The organism is Paraburkholderia elongata, assembly GCF_013177735.1.
GTDB classification, from domain to species: domain Bacteria; phylum Pseudomonadota; class Gammaproteobacteria; order Burkholderiales; family Burkholderiaceae; genus Paraburkholderia; species Paraburkholderia elongata.
This window is the reverse complement of sequence record NZ_WOEZ01000115.1, coordinates 24,523-42,226: the sequence shown is the minus strand read 5'-3', so window position 1 is coordinate 42,226 and position 17,704 is coordinate 24,523. Positions and strand designations below refer to the sequence as shown.

The following is a 17,704-nucleotide window of genomic DNA, read 5'->3' as shown; positions in this document are numbered from 1 at the left end:
AGTGCCGAGGCGCATCGGATCGAAGCTTTCCGAAGCCTCAAGCAGGGCGGGATGCGATGGAGCGGGGCGAAGTTGGCCCCCGCCGTTCAAAGGCGGCGACGGATGGTGCCCCATGCTTCCTGGAGTGCCGCGCGATGTTCCGGCGCTGCAATGGCGATGAGGGCATGGGCGCGGGCGTCGAGCGACAGATCACGCACCTGGGCCGCACCGTATTCTGTGACAACTACGTCGGCCATATGCCGGGGCAGCGTGCAAAGGCTCTGTGCATCCAGCGCAGGTACGACGCGCGAAACCGAGCCGCGCTTTGCCGTGGCTGCCATGCAAATCAGGAGGCGGCCATCGGTTGAGTTCAGCGCGCCTTGCGCGAAGGCCGGCAAGCCGCCGGCGCCGGCCTGCAGTACGCCAGCGCCGCGCTCGGCGTTCACCTGGCCGAACAGGTCGACTTCCATCGCCGAGTTGATGGCGACAAAGCGTGTCTTCGCTGCAATCGCCTGCACGTCGTGCGTCTCACGCACGTCGGCGAAGCGTAGACGCGGGTGGCTGCCGGCCCAGTCATAAAAGGCCGCATCGCCGAGTGCGACGCCGGTCATGATGGTGGCGCCAGGCTCCAGTGCGTCAGCGTCCTCGAGCGTGCGCGCTGCCTGCGAGACCATCCCGGTGTGCAGCCTGAGATGGCGGTGCGAGGTCAGTGCGCGAGCCAGCGCCAGCGGTACGGAGCCGATACCGAACTGGAGCGTGTCGCCATCGCGCACGAACTCGGCCGCCAACCGGCCGATTCGCGACATGGTTTCGCCGCCCCCTTCGGCTTCGGAGAACTCGGTCAGCGGCGCATCACACTCGACCGCCGCGTCGAGTTCGGAAAGGTGCACGCGAAAGCCGCTGGCCGTGCGTGGCATGGCTCGGTTGAGATGCGCCACGCGCCGCGCCGCGCGTGGCCATGCAATGGGCAGGAAATCCCCGCAAATGCCCGTGCTGCACCAGCCATCCGGGTCGGGCAGGCTGAAGTGGCCGATGGCGAGGTCGAATGGGATGCACTGCTTCAGGTAGCGGGCAATGCCGGGATAATCCAGACTCAGCAAGTCGGCGCGCTGTTCCCGAATGCCATTTCGTATCGACGGTGACATGAAAAACGCCGTCTGCCGCGCCTGTGGATGGACGCTCAAGTAGTCGGCGTGACCAATGCCCGGAAACTGGACGCCGATGAAGTCGACGTCGCGCGCACGTTCAGGGTCATCCGTCAGTTCACGCAGCAGCAGTGGAGATTCGCCACTGAGTCCCGGCACGAAAACGCGCGTCTGCGGCCGCAGTGCATCGACGAGCCGCTTCACTTCGCCTCTCCTTCCTCAGACATCCGCAGCGAAATCTGCGCGCTCCCAGAAATCAGGAGTTCGCCCGCGTCGTTGTGTGCGCTGAGCGCGTAGTGGGCGATGAGGTCTTCCGTCCGCTCGAGCGTGCCCGTCAAGACGATGCGCGCGCCGCGCTGTGCGACGCTCACGAAACGCGTCTCCAGCGAGCGCAAAGCCTGCGCGCCGAAGTGCGCCGTGAGGAGCCTGGCCGCAAAAGCCATGGTCAGCATGCCGTGCACGACAGGCCGCTCGAAGCCGGCAGCAAGCGCGATTTCGTCGTCGAGGTGTAGCGGATTGTGGTCGGACGACGATGCCGCATAGAGGGCGAGATCGAGTGCGGTGACCGGACCGCATTCGAGCCGGATGGACGCGGGTGGCGGGTTCAACACGACGTTCATGCTGCTGATGCCTCGGCTGCGATGCTATTGCGGGCCACGATGGTTTGCCGGCTGGTGCCGATGGTGACGCCATCCCGCAGGTACTGCGTGTCGATCACGATGAAGCTCAGTGCTCCGTCGCGCTTGTCGTAGCTGTCGGTGATCCGTCGGCTGACCTCGATGCGTTCGTCGACATGCAGTGGTGCGAGGTAATCGAAGCGCTGCGCCGCGTGCAGTACCGAGCGCAGTGGCACACCGAGCTGCTCCATGAGCTGCGCGCTGTTGAAGTGATCGGTTTCGATCGCCTTGAGGAAGGTGGGCGGGACCGGACAAGCCGCATATCCCGCGTCGGCCGCAGCGCTGGCGTCCCAATACACCGGGTCGGTTTCGCCGATGGCCTGGCAGAAGAGCTTGACCCTCCACGCGTCAATCGTGACCGACGTGGGCGCGGTGGTGAAGCCGATGTGGGCGCTGTCGATCATGATGGGTAGCTTGGTCCAAGCCGATGCTCGAGTGCACGCCAGGTCTCGGCCTCCGGGCCCTGCAGCCGGGCGGTCAGCCGACTGCGCTCCTGCCACAGGCGGGTGAACGGGCCGCCACTGAAGGCGGGGGCAATACCGGCTGCGCATGCCGCGACGTCGAACAGTTCGGTGTCGTCGACCATGCCGTCGGCCGCGAGATCGAACGCGCTCAGTGCGAGCGCGTCAAGCGGGTTGTCGCCCGTCGCTGCGGCAAGCCGCAGCAGAGCGCTCCGGGCGGCTCGGGTCCGGTAGGGCAGGGCGCCGAGACCGTTGGCGAGCGCGGCAAGCGCCTGTGCCACAGCGTCGTCCGTCGCCACGATTTCCATGGCGCGCCCATAGGGGCCGGCAGGCGAAAGCACGGCTGCGGTGACGTCGAAGAATTCTTCTCCGCCTGCGTCGTCGAGCGTGCGTAAGGCGACGAGATAGCTGCGCCCCTGGCTGTCCACGATCTGCGCCGTGTCGGCAGACAATGCAGCATCGCTGGCATGCGCCAGCTTTGACTTCTCGATGGCTTCCCGCCATGCGCGACGCGTAGTGGACAGCGGGCCGAGCGTGATGCGTTCGATGCGCAAATCGCGTGGCGCCGCCAGTTCCCTATCAGCGCGCTGACGATTGAGGAACAGCGTTCGCACCATGTTGCCTGCGACCGGGTCGAACATCAGCCGCAGAAATTGCCGCATCTCGATGTCGGTCGCTTCCGCCAGGTCCTTGCGTGCGCCGAGCAACACGCTGTCGATGATCGCGCTGTAGGCAGGATAACGTTCGAAATCAGGATCGGAAACGCCGTGTGCGCGCGCAATGCGGCGTGCCTGCTCGTCCGAGTGGACCGGGACATCGGTTTGGGCGTGATGGAGGTACTTGGCGGCCTGGTCGGGCGAGCGGCCCTGCAGTTCGCGCGCCACGGCGCGTGCCTCGGCGAGCAGTTCGGGCGCTGGCAAGGCCCGTGAGAAGATCCCCAGTTCCGCAGCGTGCCTCGGTGTGATGGCGCGACCTGTCAACAGCATCGACATGCCCTGCTCAAAGCCGGCAAGCCGGGGCAGCCGCTGGGTGCCGCCCGCGCCCGGCAGCAAGCCCCAACGCACTTCGGGCAGGCCAATGAGGGCTCGCGCGTCGTCGACGACAAGCCGTTCCCGGCAGGCCATCGCCAGTTCGAGGCCACCGCCGAGCGCGGTGCCGTTGACCGCAGCCACCCAGGGCTTGGTCGAGTCCTCGACCCGCAGGAACAGGCGCCCCAGCCGACCGCAGCGCTTGAACATCACCTCCGCGGTATCGCCGGGTCCAGGTTCGGTGAAACCGCGAACCATCGCCAGATCGGCGCCGGCCAGGAAAGACGACTTGCCTGAGGTCAGCACGACGCTGCGCACATCGGGCGTGGCTTCCACGTCGTCGAGCAGGGCTTCGAGTGCATCCATCAAAGCGACGGAGAACACGTTCATCGATCGCCCGGGCATGTCGATGGTGGCCAGCAGCACGCCATCGTCGCCCAACTCGCTGCGAATCAACATTGGCAACTCCCTCGGTTCGTCAGCCGGCATACTTCTTGAAGTCCGGTTTGCGTTTCTCGTTGAACGCCCGTACGCCTTCCCTCGACTCCTCGGTCTGATAGTAGTGCTTGACGGTCTGGATGCCGAGAAACCCGATGCCGCGGATATTTTCCGAGTCGGCGTTGAAGGAGCGTTTGGCGATGGTCAGGGCCGTGGGGCTCATCTCGTTGATCTCCTTGCACCACTGGTCGACCTCCGCATCGAGTTGCTCGTGCGGGACGACCTTGTTGACCAGCCCCATGTCGAACGCTTCCTGCGCCTTGTAGCGGCGGCACAGAAACCAGATTTCGCGAGCCTTTTTCTCGCCGACGATGCGCGAGAGGTAGGCGGTGCCCCAGCCCGGATCGACCGAGCCGACCTTCGGTCCGACCTGGCCGAACGTGGCCTTCTCCGAGGCGATGGTCAGGTCGCACAAGGTCGCGAACACATTGCCGCCGCCGATGGCGAAGCCCTGCACCTTGGCGATCGTCACCTTGCGCACGTCGCGCAGCGCGGTCTGGAACTCTTCGATGGGCATGCCCACCGTGCCGCGCGGACCATAGAGACCATCTTCGCTGAGATGCTCCTTCTGGTCACCGCCAGTGCAGAACGCCTTGTCGCCGGCGCCGGCGAATACGATGACATTGGCCGACTTCTCCTCGCCCGCCTGCTGGAAAGCGTCGATCAGTTCTTCGAGCGTCTGCAGGCGGAACGCGTTGTAGACTTCGGGCCGGTTGATCGTGATGCGGACCACGCCGTCGCGAACTTCGTAGAGGACATCCTTGTAACTGGTGCTCATTTTCAGTTTTCCTTATCCGTGCATGGTGAGACCGCCCGAGACGCTGATCGTCTGGCCGGTGATGAAAGCGGCGTCCTCACTCGCGAGAAACGCGACGAGACCAGGGTAATCGTCAGGCAGGCCAATGCGCCCGAGCGGCACGCCCCGCACCATGGCGTCGCGGATTTTCTGGCCCTGCTCGCCGCTGCCGACGAAGGCTTCCATGGCGGGCGTTTCGGTCGGACCGGGGCACACGTTGTTGACGGTGATCTGGTTGCGTGCGAGCTCACGCGCGAGAGCCTTTGCGAACGCGATGGTCGCGCCCTTGCAACCGGAGTAGACGACCTCGCCGCTCGAGCCGACCCTGCCTGCGTCGGATGCAATGTTGATGATGCGTCCGGCCTTGCGGGCCGCCATGCCCTGGGCCACCGCATGGGTCACGTGGAGTGGGCCGAACCAGTTGATCTCGACGACCTTCTTCCAGAAGGCCTCGTCGGTCTTCAGGAAAGGCATCGGCGTGTCCCAGCCAGCGTTGTTCACGAGAATGTCAGTACCCGCGCCAGCCGCTTCCTCGAAGGCCTTCAAGGCCTCCACCACGCTCGTGTATTGGGTGATATCGGCGATCGCCGCGATGGCCTTGCCGCCGGCTTCCTGTATCGCGGCGACTGTCTCGTTCGCCCCCTTCTCGCTGATGTCGAAGACGCCGACGGTGATCCCTTCGGCCGCAAGCCGCAGGGCGATTGCGCGGCCGATGCCGCTTCCCGCGCCGGTCACGATGGCGGTTTTTCCCTTGAGTCCTCTCATGTGCTGCGTCTCCTGAAAAGAGTGGATATGTTTCGCTGCTCGCGCCCGACGGCGGATCGGCATGGATCTGCGCTCAGGCCCTGTGACGTCCGATGATCGCCACGGCACTGACATTCTGATGCGGATGACCGCCCAGGTTTTGCGTCAATCCGAGGTCGATGCGCTTGATCTGACGCTCGCCCGCCCGTCCGAGGATTTGCTGGTAGATTTCGTAGACCATGCGCAGTCCCGATGCGCCGATCGGATGGCCGAAACATTTGAGCCCGCCGTCAGGTTGCACGGGAAGCAGGCCGTTGCGGTCGAACACCCCATCCAGTACATCGTAGATCGCGCGGCCAGGTGCGCTGAACCCCAGGTCCTCCATCAGCACCGCCTCGGTAACGGAGAAGCAGTCGTGCACCTCCGCCATATGGACCTGCTCGCGCGGAGCCGTGATGCCGGCACTGCGATAGGCGCGCGCGCTGGCTGTGCGCGCCGTTGCGATGTGAGCGCCGTCCCAACTGCTGAATGCGGCCTCCTCGCCATTGCTGACTGAGACTTCGAGCGCCTTGATGCTGACAATTTCCGCACCCGGTTTGAGCGAGCGTGCGATCTCGGGTGTAGTCACAATCGCGCAGGCCGCGCCGTCGCTCACGCCGGAACAGTCGTAGAGGCCAAGCGGCTCGGCGATCATCGGCGCCTTGAACACATCCTCCTCGCTGATGAGATTGCGCAGGTGGGCCTTTGGGTTCAGAGCACCGTTAGCATGGCTCTTGACCGAGATGTGCGCCATGGCGCGCTTGAGATCGATCTTGTCCACGCCATGCTTGGCGGCATAAGCCGCCGCCAGTTGCGCAAAAGCGCCCGGCGCTGTGGCGTTTGGCAGCCACAGGTCATTGTTGACGCCGCGCGTTCGCACCGGCAGGCCGCCGTAGCCCGTGTCCTTGAGCTTCTCGACGCCCAGCGCGAGCACGATGTCGTAGGCGCCGGCGGCCACCGCATACGCGGCGCCGCGTAAGGTTTCCGTGCCGGTGGCGCAGGCGTTCTCTACCCGCGTGGCGGCTATCCTAGGCAGCCGCAGCGCCTGCGCGAGCGGTCCTGCGGTCTTGCCGACGTTGTTTTCTTCAAGGCAGACGCCGAGCCAGGCGGCTTCGATCTGGCCGATTTCGATGCACGCGTCGGCCATCGCCTCGTTAAAAGCTTCAAGCATCAGATCTTCCGGGCCACTGTCCCAGCGTTCGCCAAAACGCGTGCAACCCATCCCCAGAATGGCGACCTTGTCGCGTATACCTTCAGCCACCGGATGCTCCTTGCTCTACCGCCCGCACGGGCGTTGCTTTCCAGAAATAGCGGCGGAAGCCACGTCTGGTATCGTATTCCTTGACGCGGAACACCATGCGCAGCGGCACGCCAACGCTCAGCTCGCCAGCGTCGGTGTCAGCGAACTCCATCAGTACACGTCCGCCACCGTCGAAGTCGATGTGGCCGAACTGGAAGGGAGGCGCCGGCGTGTAAGCGAGCCAGTCGCTGGTGTGTGACAGCACACGTGCGCCGGTGTCGACGAGGCTTTGGGGCGTCTGGGTGTCTTGCGCACGGCAGATCGGGTTGACGCACAGGCTCGAACGGGGAAACTGCGTGGTACCGCAGGCTGAGCATCTTCCGGCCTCGAAGTGGGCTACGCGGGCGCCTTCACGCCAGGCGGCGGTCAGTGCCGTCCGGTTGTCCATCTCGGCGCGCATGCCCCATTCGAGCGCGATCTGGCCGGTGAATGAGAGGTACTTCATGTAGCTTGTCTCCGGCCGACCTGCGGACGGCACAGTTCCAGGGCAGGGCGCTTCGGTGCGGCGCAGCAGCAATGCGTCGCAGCCGCTGCCGAACGCGACCAGCAGCACCAGTTCGCCGGGTGCGGCACGACGAAGTGCCACGTCAAGGAGGGCAAGCGGCTGCGCCGTACCGAGATCACCTGCCTGTTCCGAGCCGACTGCGACGAGGGCTTCGGTGCGGATGCCCAGCTTTTTGGCCATCGCCTCGTTGATGCGGTTGATCGGTGCCGGCATCGCGAATTGAGCAATATCAGCGGCATCCACGCCGGCACTGGTCAGACATTGACGTACCGCCGGCAGGGCCACTTTCATATAGCCTTCGTCGCGTACCCAGCGCTCCTCCCAGCCGTAGTCGTAGGTCTGACCGGCGGCGCGGAAACGGTCAACGAAGTCGGCATGCACGCTGTGGCTCGCCACCAGCGTGGCGATCGGAAGGCCGCTGCCCACTACCGCTCCGGCTGCGCCATCGCCGTATATCATCTCCTGTGGACTGCCAGGCTTGGCGAGGCGGCGATCCGAGGCCACCAGCATGTGTGCCGGACCGCCGCCCTGGCGCAGCAGGGCGACCAACTCGGTTGCGGCGGCGCGGGGGCTGGAACTCAGGTCCCGCACCAACAGGGCCTCGGGCAAACCTAGCGCAGATGCAACGATGCCGGCATTCGATCTTTCGGCGAAGGGTAGGGTGGTCGACGTCAGCGTCAATCCGCCCAGTTCGATGGACGGCGCGGCCCGGACCAGTTCCCGTGCCGCCTCGACCGCCATCGTCACACTGTCTTCATCCCATGAGGCCATGGTGCGCATACCGCGCGCCAGCGATTTGAGCCCGGGTGCCATCCATTGGTGCTGGGCGAAAATTGCGGCTCGATCAAGCCTCAGGCGAGGCAGATAGCGGCTGGTGGCGAGCACGCCGTGTCCGCGGTTGATTGGGTCCGTCATCCTTTTCCTGTGCTCGATCGCGTCATGATGTGATGATGCATACAGTACACTAGCGAACTAAATGAGACAAGCAAAAAACCGGGTGTCTGGAATGAACGATGCCAGACGTGCGCCCTGAATAGTTCAAACCGGATCCCACGTGAATATATCTCCGGATCGGTCCAGCGCGTAGAAAGCCGGGCGCAGCATCGGCAACGCGGTATCGATCACGCTTTCAGGCGTCCAGCCCTCTCCGCGGTGTGCATTGCGGATCGGCCGTGGCTGGCTGAACAGGTGGATTTCGTTGTTGCGTACGCCGAAAACCTGCCCCGTGACATCAGACGCTGCATCGGCGCACAAGGCGACGACAAAGGGCGCCACCCGTTCCGGCAATAATTTTTTCAGAGAATCAACACGTCGCTTCTGTTCGGCCGTCTCGTTGGGAATGGAGTCGACCATGCGCGTCCAGGCAAATGGCGCGACCGCATTCGAACGGACACCAAACTTCTGCATGTCGATGGCGATCGATTTCGAGAGCGCTGCAATGCCGAGCTTGGCCGCACTGTAGTTGGCCTGGCCGACGTTGCCGATCAGGCCCGAGGTCGAGGTCATGTGCACGAAGCTGCCTCCGCCCTGTTCCTTGAAGTACGGGGCAGCAGCACGGCTCACGTTGAAGCAGCCTTTAAGGTGAACGGAGACCACATCGTCGAATTCCTGCTCGGTCATGCGATGAAAAATCGCATCCCGCAGGATGCCGGCATTGTTGACCACGATGTCGATCCGGCCGAAGGCATCGACGGCCGCACGGACCATGGCTTGCGCGGCCGCCCAATCGGCGACCGAGCCACCGTCGGCGACGGCTCGGCCGCCGAGCGCTTCGATGGCCGGGATCACGTCCAGCGCCGGGCGTTCCGCCTCCGGGCTGCCATCGAGTCCCGCGCCAAGATCATTGACCACCACGCTGGCCCCCGCGGCAGCCAGCGCCAGTGCGATGCCCCGGCCGACGCCACGGCCTCCGCCGGTGATCAATGCGACTTTTCCTGCCAGCAACTTGCTCATTCGCGCTCCCGATGTCGATAACTTCCCGCTTCCCACTTGCCGACTGCACCCGCCGGTCATTCGCCGGGGAAGTTCGTGCCGTCGTGCTCTAAATCAGCCATTTGATTACGTTCCGTAGCATATATTACACTAGTGTACTATAAAGTCAAAGAATCGTCAGCAAACATTTCGGTTGGATCAGGGCTGGACCAACAGGCCGTAGGCGCGAGCCTTGGCCAGTGCAGCCGATCGGCTGCGCACGCCTATCTTCGTGTAGAGGTTATTCAGGTGCCACTTCACGGTGGGTACTGTCAGGGACAACCGGTCGGCTAGTTGCTGATTGCTGAGACCTTCATTGATGAGGTGCAGCAACTGCGTTTCCCGTACCGTCAGCGCCGGCAACGCGCTCTTCTGCTCGGTCCCGACCGGCGTCGCGGCTGCGTCGCCGGGGACGGCCATATCCGGCAGCTCGACCAGTGCCCGAAGCCGCTCGAGAAACCTGACTTCATTCGGATGAACGAAGCCGAAATCGCGCGGCCCGGCGCTGTCCAGCACTTTGCCTAGCGCGTTACCGCACACCATGAAGGGATAAACCAGTTGCCCCGGGCAGGCCAATGAGATCGCCATCGACAGGACCCGCAAGGCCTTCGTCGAATCGCCCAGCCTGACGTGCGCGTCCATGGCGGCCAGCAGGAGCTCGACGCGATCGTGCTGGCGCCCTTGAGCCTGAGCAACCTTCATAGCCGCGTTGATCTCGTTCAAGGCTTGCTCGCACATGCCTCTCCCGATCAACAGTTCAATACCGGCCAGCAGCCAATCGCCGCGTGCACGCATGGGCGGATCGATGGCGTGGCGTGATCGCGGGGTTAGCAGATTGCATCGTTCCGCCAGGTTCACCGCCTCCTGGGTATTTCCCAACCGCAATTGCCGGCGTACGCGCTGGGCCGACAGCAGCCTCAGCACTCTGGGCGGATAGCTGCGGGCGATTCGATCAAGCGCCGACTCCGACAACGCATCCTCGGGCTGGTCAGGCAACAAGGCGACGCACGCGCCAAGGCCCGATTCGGCGGACATGACCACGCCGTGGTGATGCGCACGGGCCAGCCCACGACGGGCTGGCAGGAGGGCTTCCGAAAGTCGCCCCGAGTCCACCAGGGCACGCGCGTGCACGAAGTCGATCGCCGCGACGACGCCAGCATCCTCCCCGATTTGGGCAGCCACATTCGCACGCGCTTCGATCAACAGTCGGTCTGCCACGTCGGGCCGCGCGCGAGCCAGTTCGGCCATCGCCCGCAGGATCTCCACCCAGGCTTGTGCAAAGGCGCTTTGCGAACGCAATATGGCGCCTTCGGCACGATCCAGGTGCTGCTGCGCATCAGCCAGATCTCCGCAATCGATCTCTGCCATGGCTGCGATCGCTGTAACCGTGCCGGTGTGCAACGGGTCGTTCGGATGGTCGCTGGCAAGCCAGGCCAGCGCTTCGGCATGGGCAACGTCCAGCGTGTCCAGGTATACGCCCAAGACCATCCGGAGGAACGGGAGATCCGCACTCACCTGGCTTGCATCCGTGTCAGGCACCGTGCCCTGCTGCAAACGACGGTCGAACACGTCCAATGCAAGCCGCGCACGTTCGTACTGCATCGTGTGGCACAAGGCCCATACATACCAGCCCTGGGCTTCCGCCGGCACACGGCCACCGGCGAGGAGCAAACGGTCAACCCACTGGACGAAAAGCGTCATCTGCCCACGGTCCCCGGCCACCTGCCGTGCGACCCGGCCGATCAGGTCCTGCGCCAGTTCGACGTCGGGTGCATCGAGTGCGCACCCGATGGCAGCGACGTAATCGCCACGGCTGGCATGCCATTTCGCCACCCGCTGCAATACCTCCCTGCGGCGACCGTTGTCGAGGCGCTCCTGCCCCTCGTTCAGCAGATATTCCCGCAACAGCGTATGAAAGCGGAACCAGCGGCGATTGCGATCCACTGGGAATATCAGCATGTTGCGAAGCACCAGGTCCTCCAGCCATACCTGGGCCTGAACAGATCCGGTCATGTACTGCGCCAACTCCGCGCTGAATTCCCGCACCAGCGCTATCTCCATGAGAAACCGGACACGCGCGGGCTCGATTCCGGCCAACACGCGGTTCGTGAGAACGCGCGCAATATCCGTCTGGTCGCCACCGAAGTGCTCCAGCACCGCTGCAGGAATGACGCCTTGAACAGGGCCTGCATCGACGCCGCGCTCGGCAGACATCAGTACCTGCAGCAGACGCACGGCTGCGGGCCAACCCTCAGTTTGCGTCTGAATGTGGTCGAGCATAGTCGCGTCGAGCGAAGAAAAGCCCGCCAGTTGGAGCAACCGTCGGGTCGCGACGCAATCGAAGCAGAGATGCTCTGCGCGCAGTTCAAGCGCGCCCAGTTCCAGTTTGACCCGCACGATGTCGATCGGCAGTGTGCGGTTGCTGGAGATGATCAGACGCAACTCGGGGCCGCTGTCGAACACCAGGCGCTCCAGCAGCGCAGAAAGCCGCAAGTCCTCGCACAAGCCCAGGTTATCGATGAAGACTACAGTCCTGCCCGGCAGCCGGCGGAGTTGCCCGACGACCCTATCCATCATTTCGCCGGGATCGGCGAACGGCAGCACCTCAACTTCGGTCTCATCGGCGGGGGCATCTGCGCATTGCGCCAGTGCATCACGCAGTAAAGCTAGCAACGAAAGCAAGTCGCGGTCGCGGTCGTCGAGCGACAGCCACAGACAGTGCTCGCCGCGCGACCGCAAGTGCTCATGGACCCGGCTGAGCAGCACCGTCTTGCCGTATCCAGGCGGCGCGCACACGGCCGTCAACTTGGGCAGAGCGTCCGCCTGCAGCTGCGACAAGGCGCGCGTCGGCACGCACTCGAAGCCGAAACCCGGAGGTGCCAGACGTCCCCTGGACCACTCATCCCGCTTCATGCGACCCGCAGAATGTTCAGCGAGGATTGCCCCAAAGTGCTGATCCGCCACGTCATCCGACGGTTCTGACCCCCGTGGGTCGTCATGTCCACTTACGGTGACTCGAGGCACCGGCGGCGAGATCGCTTTCATTGATACGCCCGAACTAAGTTCACTTGTGCATTGTAAGTGACATATACCATATTCATGTTTATGGTAGTCAAGGTCTCGCCTCTTCTGGCGGTTTCTCCGATTGTGAGCTTGCTCGGGTGTCTTGATGCCTCGGGTTTGTCCTAGTCGGACCCCAATCTTTCGGATGGGGTTATCAATCCTCCTCGCCATTCTAATTACAACAGTTCGCCAATGAGGAATCCGTGCGCCGATTCATCGGCATCGGGGACTCGCACCAGTCCACCACCGTCGCTGCATCGCAGCATGGCGGGGCGATAAACCAAGGAGCCAACCATGAGACTCAAAGACAAGGTCGCGGTCATCACCGGCGCGTCGACAGGCATCGGTCGCGCGATTGCCGAGAGCTACGCCCGGGAGGGGGCCAGCGTTGTCGTGGCCGACGTCCGGGGAGCCGCCGAGGCCGCCGCCGAGATAGGCCAAAATGCCTTGGGCATCACGACGGACGTTTCCGACCCTCAGAGCACCCACGCGATGGCCGTGGCGGCGATCAATCGATTCGGGCGAGTGGATATTCTGGTCAATAACGCCGGCATTTTCACCGGGCTCAACTACACGCCCATGGAAGCACTCGCCGTTGCTGACTGGCAAAAAATCCTGGCGGTCAACGTCATGGGGCCGTGGCTGTGTGCAAGTGCGGTGTCGCCGAATATGCGTGCGAACGGCGGCGGCAAGATCATCAACATCGCTTCTGTGATTGCGCATGTCGGCATCCCGTTCATGCTGCACTACGTGGCGAGCAAAGGCGCGTTGGCCGCGATGACGCGAGCGATGGCTCGCGAGTTCGCCGCCGCGAAGGCTGGCATCACGGTCAACGCGATTTCCCCCGGTTATATCCACTCGCCCAACGCGGTGGCCAACGCAGCGCAGCACGAACAGTTCGAGGCGGTGGCGTCCCAGATGCGAACCATCGAGCGCGCGCAGACGCCGCAGGACATTGCCGGCGCCGCCTTGTGGCTCGCAGGCGATGAGTCATCGACCGTCAATGGCCAGAACATCGTAGTCGACGGCGGCATCTTCATGAGCCTGTAGAGGGCGTCGGCCAGCTGCAGCGGGCCGACAACTTCATTTGAATCGCAACGCTCGCGCTCCCATGTGCCGTAGTCACGTATCGAATTCAGGAGACAGTCAGATGGACACTTCCGTACAGTTCGGAACCCGAATCAAGGCGGTGCAAAACAAGAATCTCATTGGCGGTCAATGGCTGGACGCCGCTTCGGGCCAGACCATCGAGGTGGAGAATCCCGCGACCCAGGACCTGATCGCCGCTGTGCCGCGTAGCGCAGCGCAAGACATTGACCGCGCGGTGAAGGCGGCTCGGGCCTCCTTCGAGAGCGATGTCTGGCGCAAGATGCGCCCAATCGATCGGGGTCGCCTGCTCGAAAACATTGCCCGCAAGATCGAGGAGCACGCAGAAGAACTGGCCTACCTGGAGTCGGTCGACACCGGCAAGGCCATCACCTTTGCCAAAGTCCTGGATCTACCGTCCACGGTCGAGGTGTTCCGCTACATGGGAGGCTGGTGCAGCAAGATCGGCGGCAAGACTTTACCCGTCTCTTTCGACGGCAAGGAGTACCACGCCTATACGCGCCGCGAGCCAGTGGGCGTGGTGGGCGCCATCACGCCATGGAATTATCCGCTCGCGCTTGGGGCATGGAAGATCGCGTCGGCGTTGGCGGCCGGATGCACGATGGTGCTGAAGCCCACGGAGCTCACTCCGCTGAGCACGTTGCGGCTTGCCGAGCTCTGCCTCGAAGCAGGTCTGCCAGAAGGTGTCCTGAACATCGTCAATGGTTATGGCCACGAAGCCGGCGCTGCGCTGGCCCAGCACCCCGCCGTCAACAAGATCACGTTCACCGGCTCGACCGCAGTGGGCAAACAGATCGTCGAGTATTCGCTTGGCAACATGAAGCGGGTTTCGCTGGAACTCGGCGGCAAGTCGCCCAGCATCGTTTTTGCCGATGCGGACCTCGACCAGGTCGGCCTCGGCGCGGCGCTTGCCGTGTTCTTCAACTCCGGCCAGATCTGCTTTGCCGCCAGCCGGCTGTTCGTGCAGGACAGCGTATACGACCAGGTGGTTGAGGCGGTGGCGGCGGCGGCTTCCCAGTTCAAGGTGGGCAATGGCCAGAACCCGGAAACCATGATGGGACCGCTCGTCTCCGGCAAGCAGCAGGAACGCGTACTAGGCTACGTCGCCTCAGGGCTGGAGCAGGGCGCGACGCTGGTCTGTGGCGGCAAGAAGACGGGAGACAAGGGTTACTTCATGGAGCCAACCGTGTTTGCCAATGCCGACCCGTCGATGAAGATCGCCCAGGAGGAGATTTTCGGACCGGTGGTCAGCGTGATGCGGTTCAAAGACGTCGAGGACGTTACCCGAATGGCCAACGACACCCCCTACGGGCTGGCCGCCAACATCTGGACACGTGACATCAAGAAGGCCCACCGACTGGCGCACAGGCTGGAGGCCGGTTCGGTCTGGATCAACTGCCACGGAATCATCGACGCAGCACTGCCCTTCGGCGGGTTCAAGCAGTCCGGCTGGGGGCGCGAGGTGTCCGAGGAAGGGCTGTTGGCCTACACCGAGACAAAGACGGTCTGCGCGTTGCTCGACGACTGAAATGAAACCCAAATGCCCCGCACTGCGGGCTCCTGGAGGAACGTGAAATGTGGGATTACCTCAAATATTATCTGGCGCCGCTGACGCAAGCGTTAAGCATGCTGGGACTCTACATGGGCGGTGACTATGTCTGGGTCGGCCTCGGTTTCTTTCCGTTGATGGCAGCCATTGACAGCATGCTGCCGCTGGACCTGAAGGCGCGCAAGATGAAAAGCCGGGGTTGGGCCTTCGTGCCGATCTGGCTTTCGACCTTGCTGGGACCGGCCACGTACCTCATGCTGGCCTGGTCTGTCGCCCATCATGATCTGACCGGCTGGCAGATGTTCGGCGGCGTAATGAGTTGCGCATGGCTCTCGGTGGTGCCGATGGTTCCAGCCTCTCACGAGCTCTACCACGCACGGGGCAGAATCGGCCGCACGTTCGGACGCTATGCGCAGATATGCTTCCTCGACCCGACGCGGATGGAGGCGCATGTTGTGAGTCATCACCGTGACGTGGGCACTGCTCACGACAGCGACACTGCAGCGCGTGGCGAAACCCTGTATTCGTTCGCACCCAAAGCCGTTCTTGAATCCACACTGCTGGCCCAACGTATCGAGTCGGATGCGCTGGAAAAGCGCGGCTTCGCCCGCTGGTCGATTCGCCACCATCTCTGGCGCGCGATCCTGGCGCAGGTGCTGTTCCAGTCACTGATCTACTGGATCGGCGGTTGGGCGTCGGTAGGGCTCGCGCTCGTTGCCATGGTGATTGCCCGCTTCTGGGTCGAGACCTTCAATTACTTCCAGCACTATGGGCAGGTGCGCGTGGCTGGCAGCCCGATCGAGAAGCGCCATGTATGGAATCACTTCGGTCCGCTGTCACGGTTGGTCGCTTTCGAGATCACCAACCACGCTGACCACCACCTGAACACCTATCTCTCCTACTACGAGTTGGTGCCTCACCGCGAGGCGATCCGCATGCCCAGTGTGTTCGGTTGCTTCATGGCGGCGCTGTTGCCGCCGGTGTGGTTCAGTCTGATCATCAAGCCGGCCCTGCGGCGCTGGGACAACGAATGGGCATCCGCGGAAGAGCGCCGTCTGGCTGCCGAGCAGAACCGTCGCGCGGGTTGGGAAGATTGGCTAGCGCAACCTCCTGCAACGGCCAGTTCATCCAGTTGATGGACTACGCCCCTGACGAACCGATCCATTGAAGAGCGCGAACATGATTGTCGATATCCAGCGGCGCATGATTGGTCATGCCGCACTCATCCTCCTTATCGGGATGCTGGCAGGCGCGGGCCTGCTTGTCAGTCTGGTAGGAGGACTCGAGTGGTGGCCCGGAAAGACGATTCCACTGCACCTGCCGATTTCAACCGACGCGTGGGTGCGCACACACCTCGGTGGCATGCTCAACGCCTTCCTGATCATGCTGGCGGCACTGGCTATGCCGGTGGTCGGGTTCGACGTGCCTGGCGGGCGCCGCCTAGGCTGGATGTTCGTGGGCACGGGGTGGGCTAATACCGTCTTTTACTGGGCGGCGATGTTCGCCCCCAATCGCGCGCTGAGCTTTGCGGACAACCGGTTCGGGTCATCCAACCTGTTCACGGTGATCGGCCTCGCGCCTGCCTTGCTATTCACCCTCGTATCCATCGTCGCGGTTGTGCTGCTGGCGTATCGGGCTTTGCGCTAAGCCTTTGTCCACGGCGTCGTTTTCCGTTTTCCGGACTCTCCACACTCCATGCGAAATTTCCTCAACTCCTTGCTGCCGCGGCCCCCTATCAAGCGGCAGGTCCAGATCCTCCCGCAGGGGGTGACCATTGACGTCGCCTCGGGTCAGACGTTGCTGGAAGCGGCACTGGCCAATGGCGTTCACTATCCTCATAACTGTACTGTGGGCACCTGCGCTTCGTGCAAGACGCTCTTGCGCCAGGGCCGCGTGCGGGAAGCCACGCCTTTTGGCTACACCCTGTCCAAACAGGAACTGGATGCGGGTTACATCCTGGCCTGCCAGGCCTTTGCGCGCGACGATCTCACCGTCGTGGAGATTGCCCCCCCGAGTGCCGATCTGCCAGCGGCGGAGTCCTACGCGGCCAACATTGTCGCTGCCGAGCCGCTGACCCACGACATTCTGAAAGTTACGATGCGTACAGACCGCCCTGTGAACTATGTGGCCGGGCAGTACGCTAGCGTCCTCGCGCCCGGATTGCCTCGCAGCCGGCACTACTCGTTCGCCGACGCGCCACAGCGGGGCGGCCGGACAGAGCTTGCGTTTTTCATCCGCAAGGTGCGGGGTGGCGCCTTCACCGATGCATTGTTCAGTGGCAGCCTCACCGGTCAGTCGCTCGCGATCGAGGCGCCCCACGGCAGTTTCTACTTGCGAGGCGGCAACGCGCCGATGGTGTGCGTCGCAGGTGGCAGTGGCTTGGCGCCATTGTTGAGCATCCTGGAGGATGCGCGCAGGAGCCGCATCCGCCGCCCCTGCACATTGCTCTTCGGCGCTCGTACGCAAGCCGATTTGTACATGCTCGATGCCATCCGGGAGCTTGCCGGAAACTGGCTCGATCCTTTCGAATTTATCCCGGTGTTGTCTCACGATTCTCCAGGCAGCCCCTGGAAAGGTGCCCGAGGCCTGGTCAGCGATTTCATCACCGCAGCGATGGCTGACGGTGCGGAAGGCTATCTATGCGGACCACCGCCCATGATTGACGCAGGCATCGCAATGCTGGTGCAGCACGGGGTTACGCTCGAGGCCATTTACTACGACAAGTTCACAGACGGCCACGATGGGGTGCCGGGTGGCTGACCCCTGCACTGCATTTGCCGATTCACACTCGCCAAAGAACACGGCAACCGGGCAGACCACGCTGAACATGTCTTCCGAGGTA

15 protein-coding genes are annotated in these 17,704 nt (G+C 63.4%); 5 read left to right on the top strand and 10 right to left on the bottom strand.

What is annotated here, in order from left to right; translation table 11 throughout:
* Positions 1-86 precede the first annotated feature (86 nt).
* From GNZ13_RS53870 to GNZ13_RS21505, 10 genes are all read right to left on the bottom strand, one after another.
* The gene (locus GNZ13_RS53870) at positions 87-1,328 is read right to left on the bottom strand and encodes an acetyl-CoA hydrolase/transferase family protein (RefSeq protein ID WP_172167907.1); all 1,242 of its coding nucleotides are present in this window, start codon (positions 1,326-1,328) and stop codon (positions 87-89) included.
* On the bottom strand, positions 1,325-1,744 hold the full coding sequence (locus tag GNZ13_RS21545; RefSeq protein ID WP_154561681.1) for a MaoC/PaaZ C-terminal domain-containing protein: 420 nt from the start codon (positions 1,742-1,744) through the stop codon (positions 1,325-1,327). Before GNZ13_RS21545 ends, GNZ13_RS53870 begins: the two co-directional genes overlap by 4 nt.
* Entirely contained in the window at positions 1,741-2,205 is a 465-nt protein-coding gene (locus GNZ13_RS21540; RefSeq protein WP_172167905.1) for an FAS1-like dehydratase domain-containing protein, read from the bottom strand. The genes GNZ13_RS21545 and GNZ13_RS21540 overlap by 4 nt, the downstream gene beginning before the upstream one ends.
* The gene (locus GNZ13_RS21535; protein WP_172167903.1) at positions 2,202-3,749 is read right to left on the bottom strand and encodes an enoyl-CoA hydratase/isomerase family protein; all 1,548 of its coding nucleotides are present in this window, start codon (positions 3,747-3,749) and stop codon (positions 2,202-2,204) included. Before GNZ13_RS21535 ends, GNZ13_RS21540 begins: the two co-directional genes overlap by 4 nt.
* Before the next feature lie 19 nt (positions 3,750-3,768).
* Entirely contained in the window at positions 3,769-4,566 is a 798-nt protein-coding gene (locus tag GNZ13_RS21530; protein WP_172167901.1) for an enoyl-CoA hydratase-related protein, read from the bottom strand.
* A 12-nt stretch (positions 4,567-4,578) separates the two neighbouring features.
* Complete coding sequence (locus GNZ13_RS21525; RefSeq protein WP_172167954.1) at positions 4,579-5,349, bottom strand: glucose 1-dehydrogenase; 771 nt, start codon at positions 5,347-5,349, stop codon at positions 4,579-4,581.
* A 73-nt stretch (positions 5,350-5,422) separates the two neighbouring features.
* A complete protein-coding gene (locus GNZ13_RS21520; RefSeq protein WP_216674962.1) occupies positions 5,423-6,589 on the bottom strand; it encodes an acetyl-CoA acetyltransferase in 1,167 nt (388 codons plus the stop codon).
* Positions 6,590-6,620: 31 nt separating this feature from the next.
* The gene (locus tag GNZ13_RS53865) at positions 6,621-8,057 is read right to left on the bottom strand and encodes a 3-oxoacyl-[acyl-carrier-protein] synthase III C-terminal domain-containing protein (RefSeq protein WP_216674959.1); all 1,437 of its coding nucleotides are present in this window, start codon (positions 8,055-8,057) and stop codon (positions 6,621-6,623) included.
* 153 nt (positions 8,058-8,210) lie between these two features.
* Complete coding sequence (locus GNZ13_RS21510) at positions 8,211-9,125, bottom strand: SDR family oxidoreductase (protein ID WP_172167897.1); 915 nt, start codon at positions 9,123-9,125, stop codon at positions 8,211-8,213.
* Positions 9,126-9,302: 177 nt separating this feature from the next.
* Positions 9,303-12,056, bottom strand: a complete 2,754-nt coding sequence (locus tag GNZ13_RS21505) for a LuxR C-terminal-related transcriptional regulator (protein ID WP_172167895.1) — start codon at positions 12,054-12,056, stop codon at positions 9,303-9,305.
* 444 nt (positions 12,057-12,500) lie between these two features.
* Here GNZ13_RS21505 and GNZ13_RS21500 point away from each other — a divergent pair, with 444 nt between their 5' ends.
* The 5 genes from GNZ13_RS21500 to GNZ13_RS21480 all read left to right on the top strand — a co-directional run bounded on the left by GNZ13_RS21500 (position 12,501) and on the right by GNZ13_RS21480 (position 17,622).
* Positions 12,501-13,256, top strand: coding sequence for an SDR family NAD(P)-dependent oxidoreductase (locus GNZ13_RS21500; protein WP_172167893.1), 756 nt, complete (start codon positions 12,501-12,503; stop codon positions 13,254-13,256).
* 100 nt (positions 13,257-13,356) lie between these two features.
* Positions 13,357-14,841 carry an aldehyde dehydrogenase family protein gene (locus tag GNZ13_RS21495; protein WP_172167891.1) on the top strand — a complete coding sequence of 495 codons (1,485 nt, stop codon included), beginning with the start codon at positions 13,357-13,359 and terminating at the stop codon, positions 14,839-14,841.
* Between the two features lie 47 nt (positions 14,842-14,888).
* Positions 14,889-15,998: an alkane 1-monooxygenase gene (locus tag GNZ13_RS21490; protein WP_172167889.1), complete on the top strand. Its 1,110-nt coding sequence runs from the start codon at positions 14,889-14,891 to the stop codon at positions 15,996-15,998.
* Between the two features lie 43 nt (positions 15,999-16,041).
* Complete coding sequence (gene styC, locus GNZ13_RS21485; RefSeq protein WP_172167887.1) at positions 16,042-16,509, top strand: styrene-oxide isomerase StyC; 468 nt, start codon at positions 16,042-16,044, stop codon at positions 16,507-16,509.
* 48 nt (positions 16,510-16,557) lie between these two features.
* Positions 16,558-17,622, top strand: coding sequence for a 2Fe-2S iron-sulfur cluster-binding protein (locus GNZ13_RS21480; RefSeq protein ID WP_172167885.1), 1,065 nt, complete (start codon positions 16,558-16,560; stop codon positions 17,620-17,622).
* Positions 17,623-17,704: the final 82 nt, after the last annotated feature.

What these genes read in the sequence shown, in the direction of transcription:
- GNZ13_RS21545 (WP_154561681.1), bottom strand. Translation starts at nt 1,744, where the DNA reads ATGAACGTCGTGTTGAACCCGCCACCCGCGTCCATCCGGCTCGAATGC.
- GNZ13_RS21540 (WP_172167905.1), bottom strand. Translation starts at nt 2,205, where the DNA reads ATGATCGACAGCGCCCACATCGGCTTCACCACCGCGCCCACGTCGGTC.
- GNZ13_RS21535 (WP_172167903.1), bottom strand. Translation starts at nt 3,749, where the DNA reads ATGTTGATTCGCAGCGAGTTGGGCGACGATGGCGTGCTGCTGGCCACC.
- GNZ13_RS21530 (WP_172167901.1), bottom strand. Translation starts at nt 4,566, where the DNA reads ATGAGCACCAGTTACAAGGATGTCCTCTACGAAGTTCGCGACGGCGTG.
- GNZ13_RS21525 (WP_172167954.1), bottom strand. Translation starts at nt 5,349, where the DNA reads ATGAGAGGACTCAAGGGAAAAACCGCCATCGTGACCGGCGCGGGAAGC.
- GNZ13_RS21520 (WP_216674962.1), bottom strand. Translation starts at nt 6,589, where the DNA reads ATGGGTTGCACGCGTTTTGGCGAACGCTGGGACAGTGGCCCGGAAGAT.
- GNZ13_RS21510 (WP_172167897.1), bottom strand. Translation starts at nt 9,125, where the DNA reads ATGAGCAAGTTGCTGGCAGGAAAAGTCGCATTGATCACCGGCGGAGGC.
- GNZ13_RS21505 (WP_172167895.1), bottom strand. Translation starts at nt 12,056, where the DNA reads ATGAAGCGGGATGAGTGGTCCAGGGGACGTCTGGCACCTCCGGGTTTC.
- GNZ13_RS21500 (WP_172167893.1), top strand. Translation starts at nt 12,501, where the DNA reads ATGAGACTCAAAGACAAGGTCGCGGTCATCACCGGCGCGTCGACAGGC.
- GNZ13_RS21495 (WP_172167891.1), top strand. Translation starts at nt 13,357, where the DNA reads ATGGACACTTCCGTACAGTTCGGAACCCGAATCAAGGCGGTGCAAAAC.
- GNZ13_RS21490 (WP_172167889.1), top strand. Translation starts at nt 14,889, where the DNA reads ATGTGGGATTACCTCAAATATTATCTGGCGCCGCTGACGCAAGCGTTA.
- styC (WP_172167887.1), top strand. Translation starts at nt 16,042, where the DNA reads ATGATTGTCGATATCCAGCGGCGCATGATTGGTCATGCCGCACTCATC.
- GNZ13_RS21480 (WP_172167885.1), top strand. Translation starts at nt 16,558, where the DNA reads ATGCGAAATTTCCTCAACTCCTTGCTGCCGCGGCCCCCTATCAAGCGG.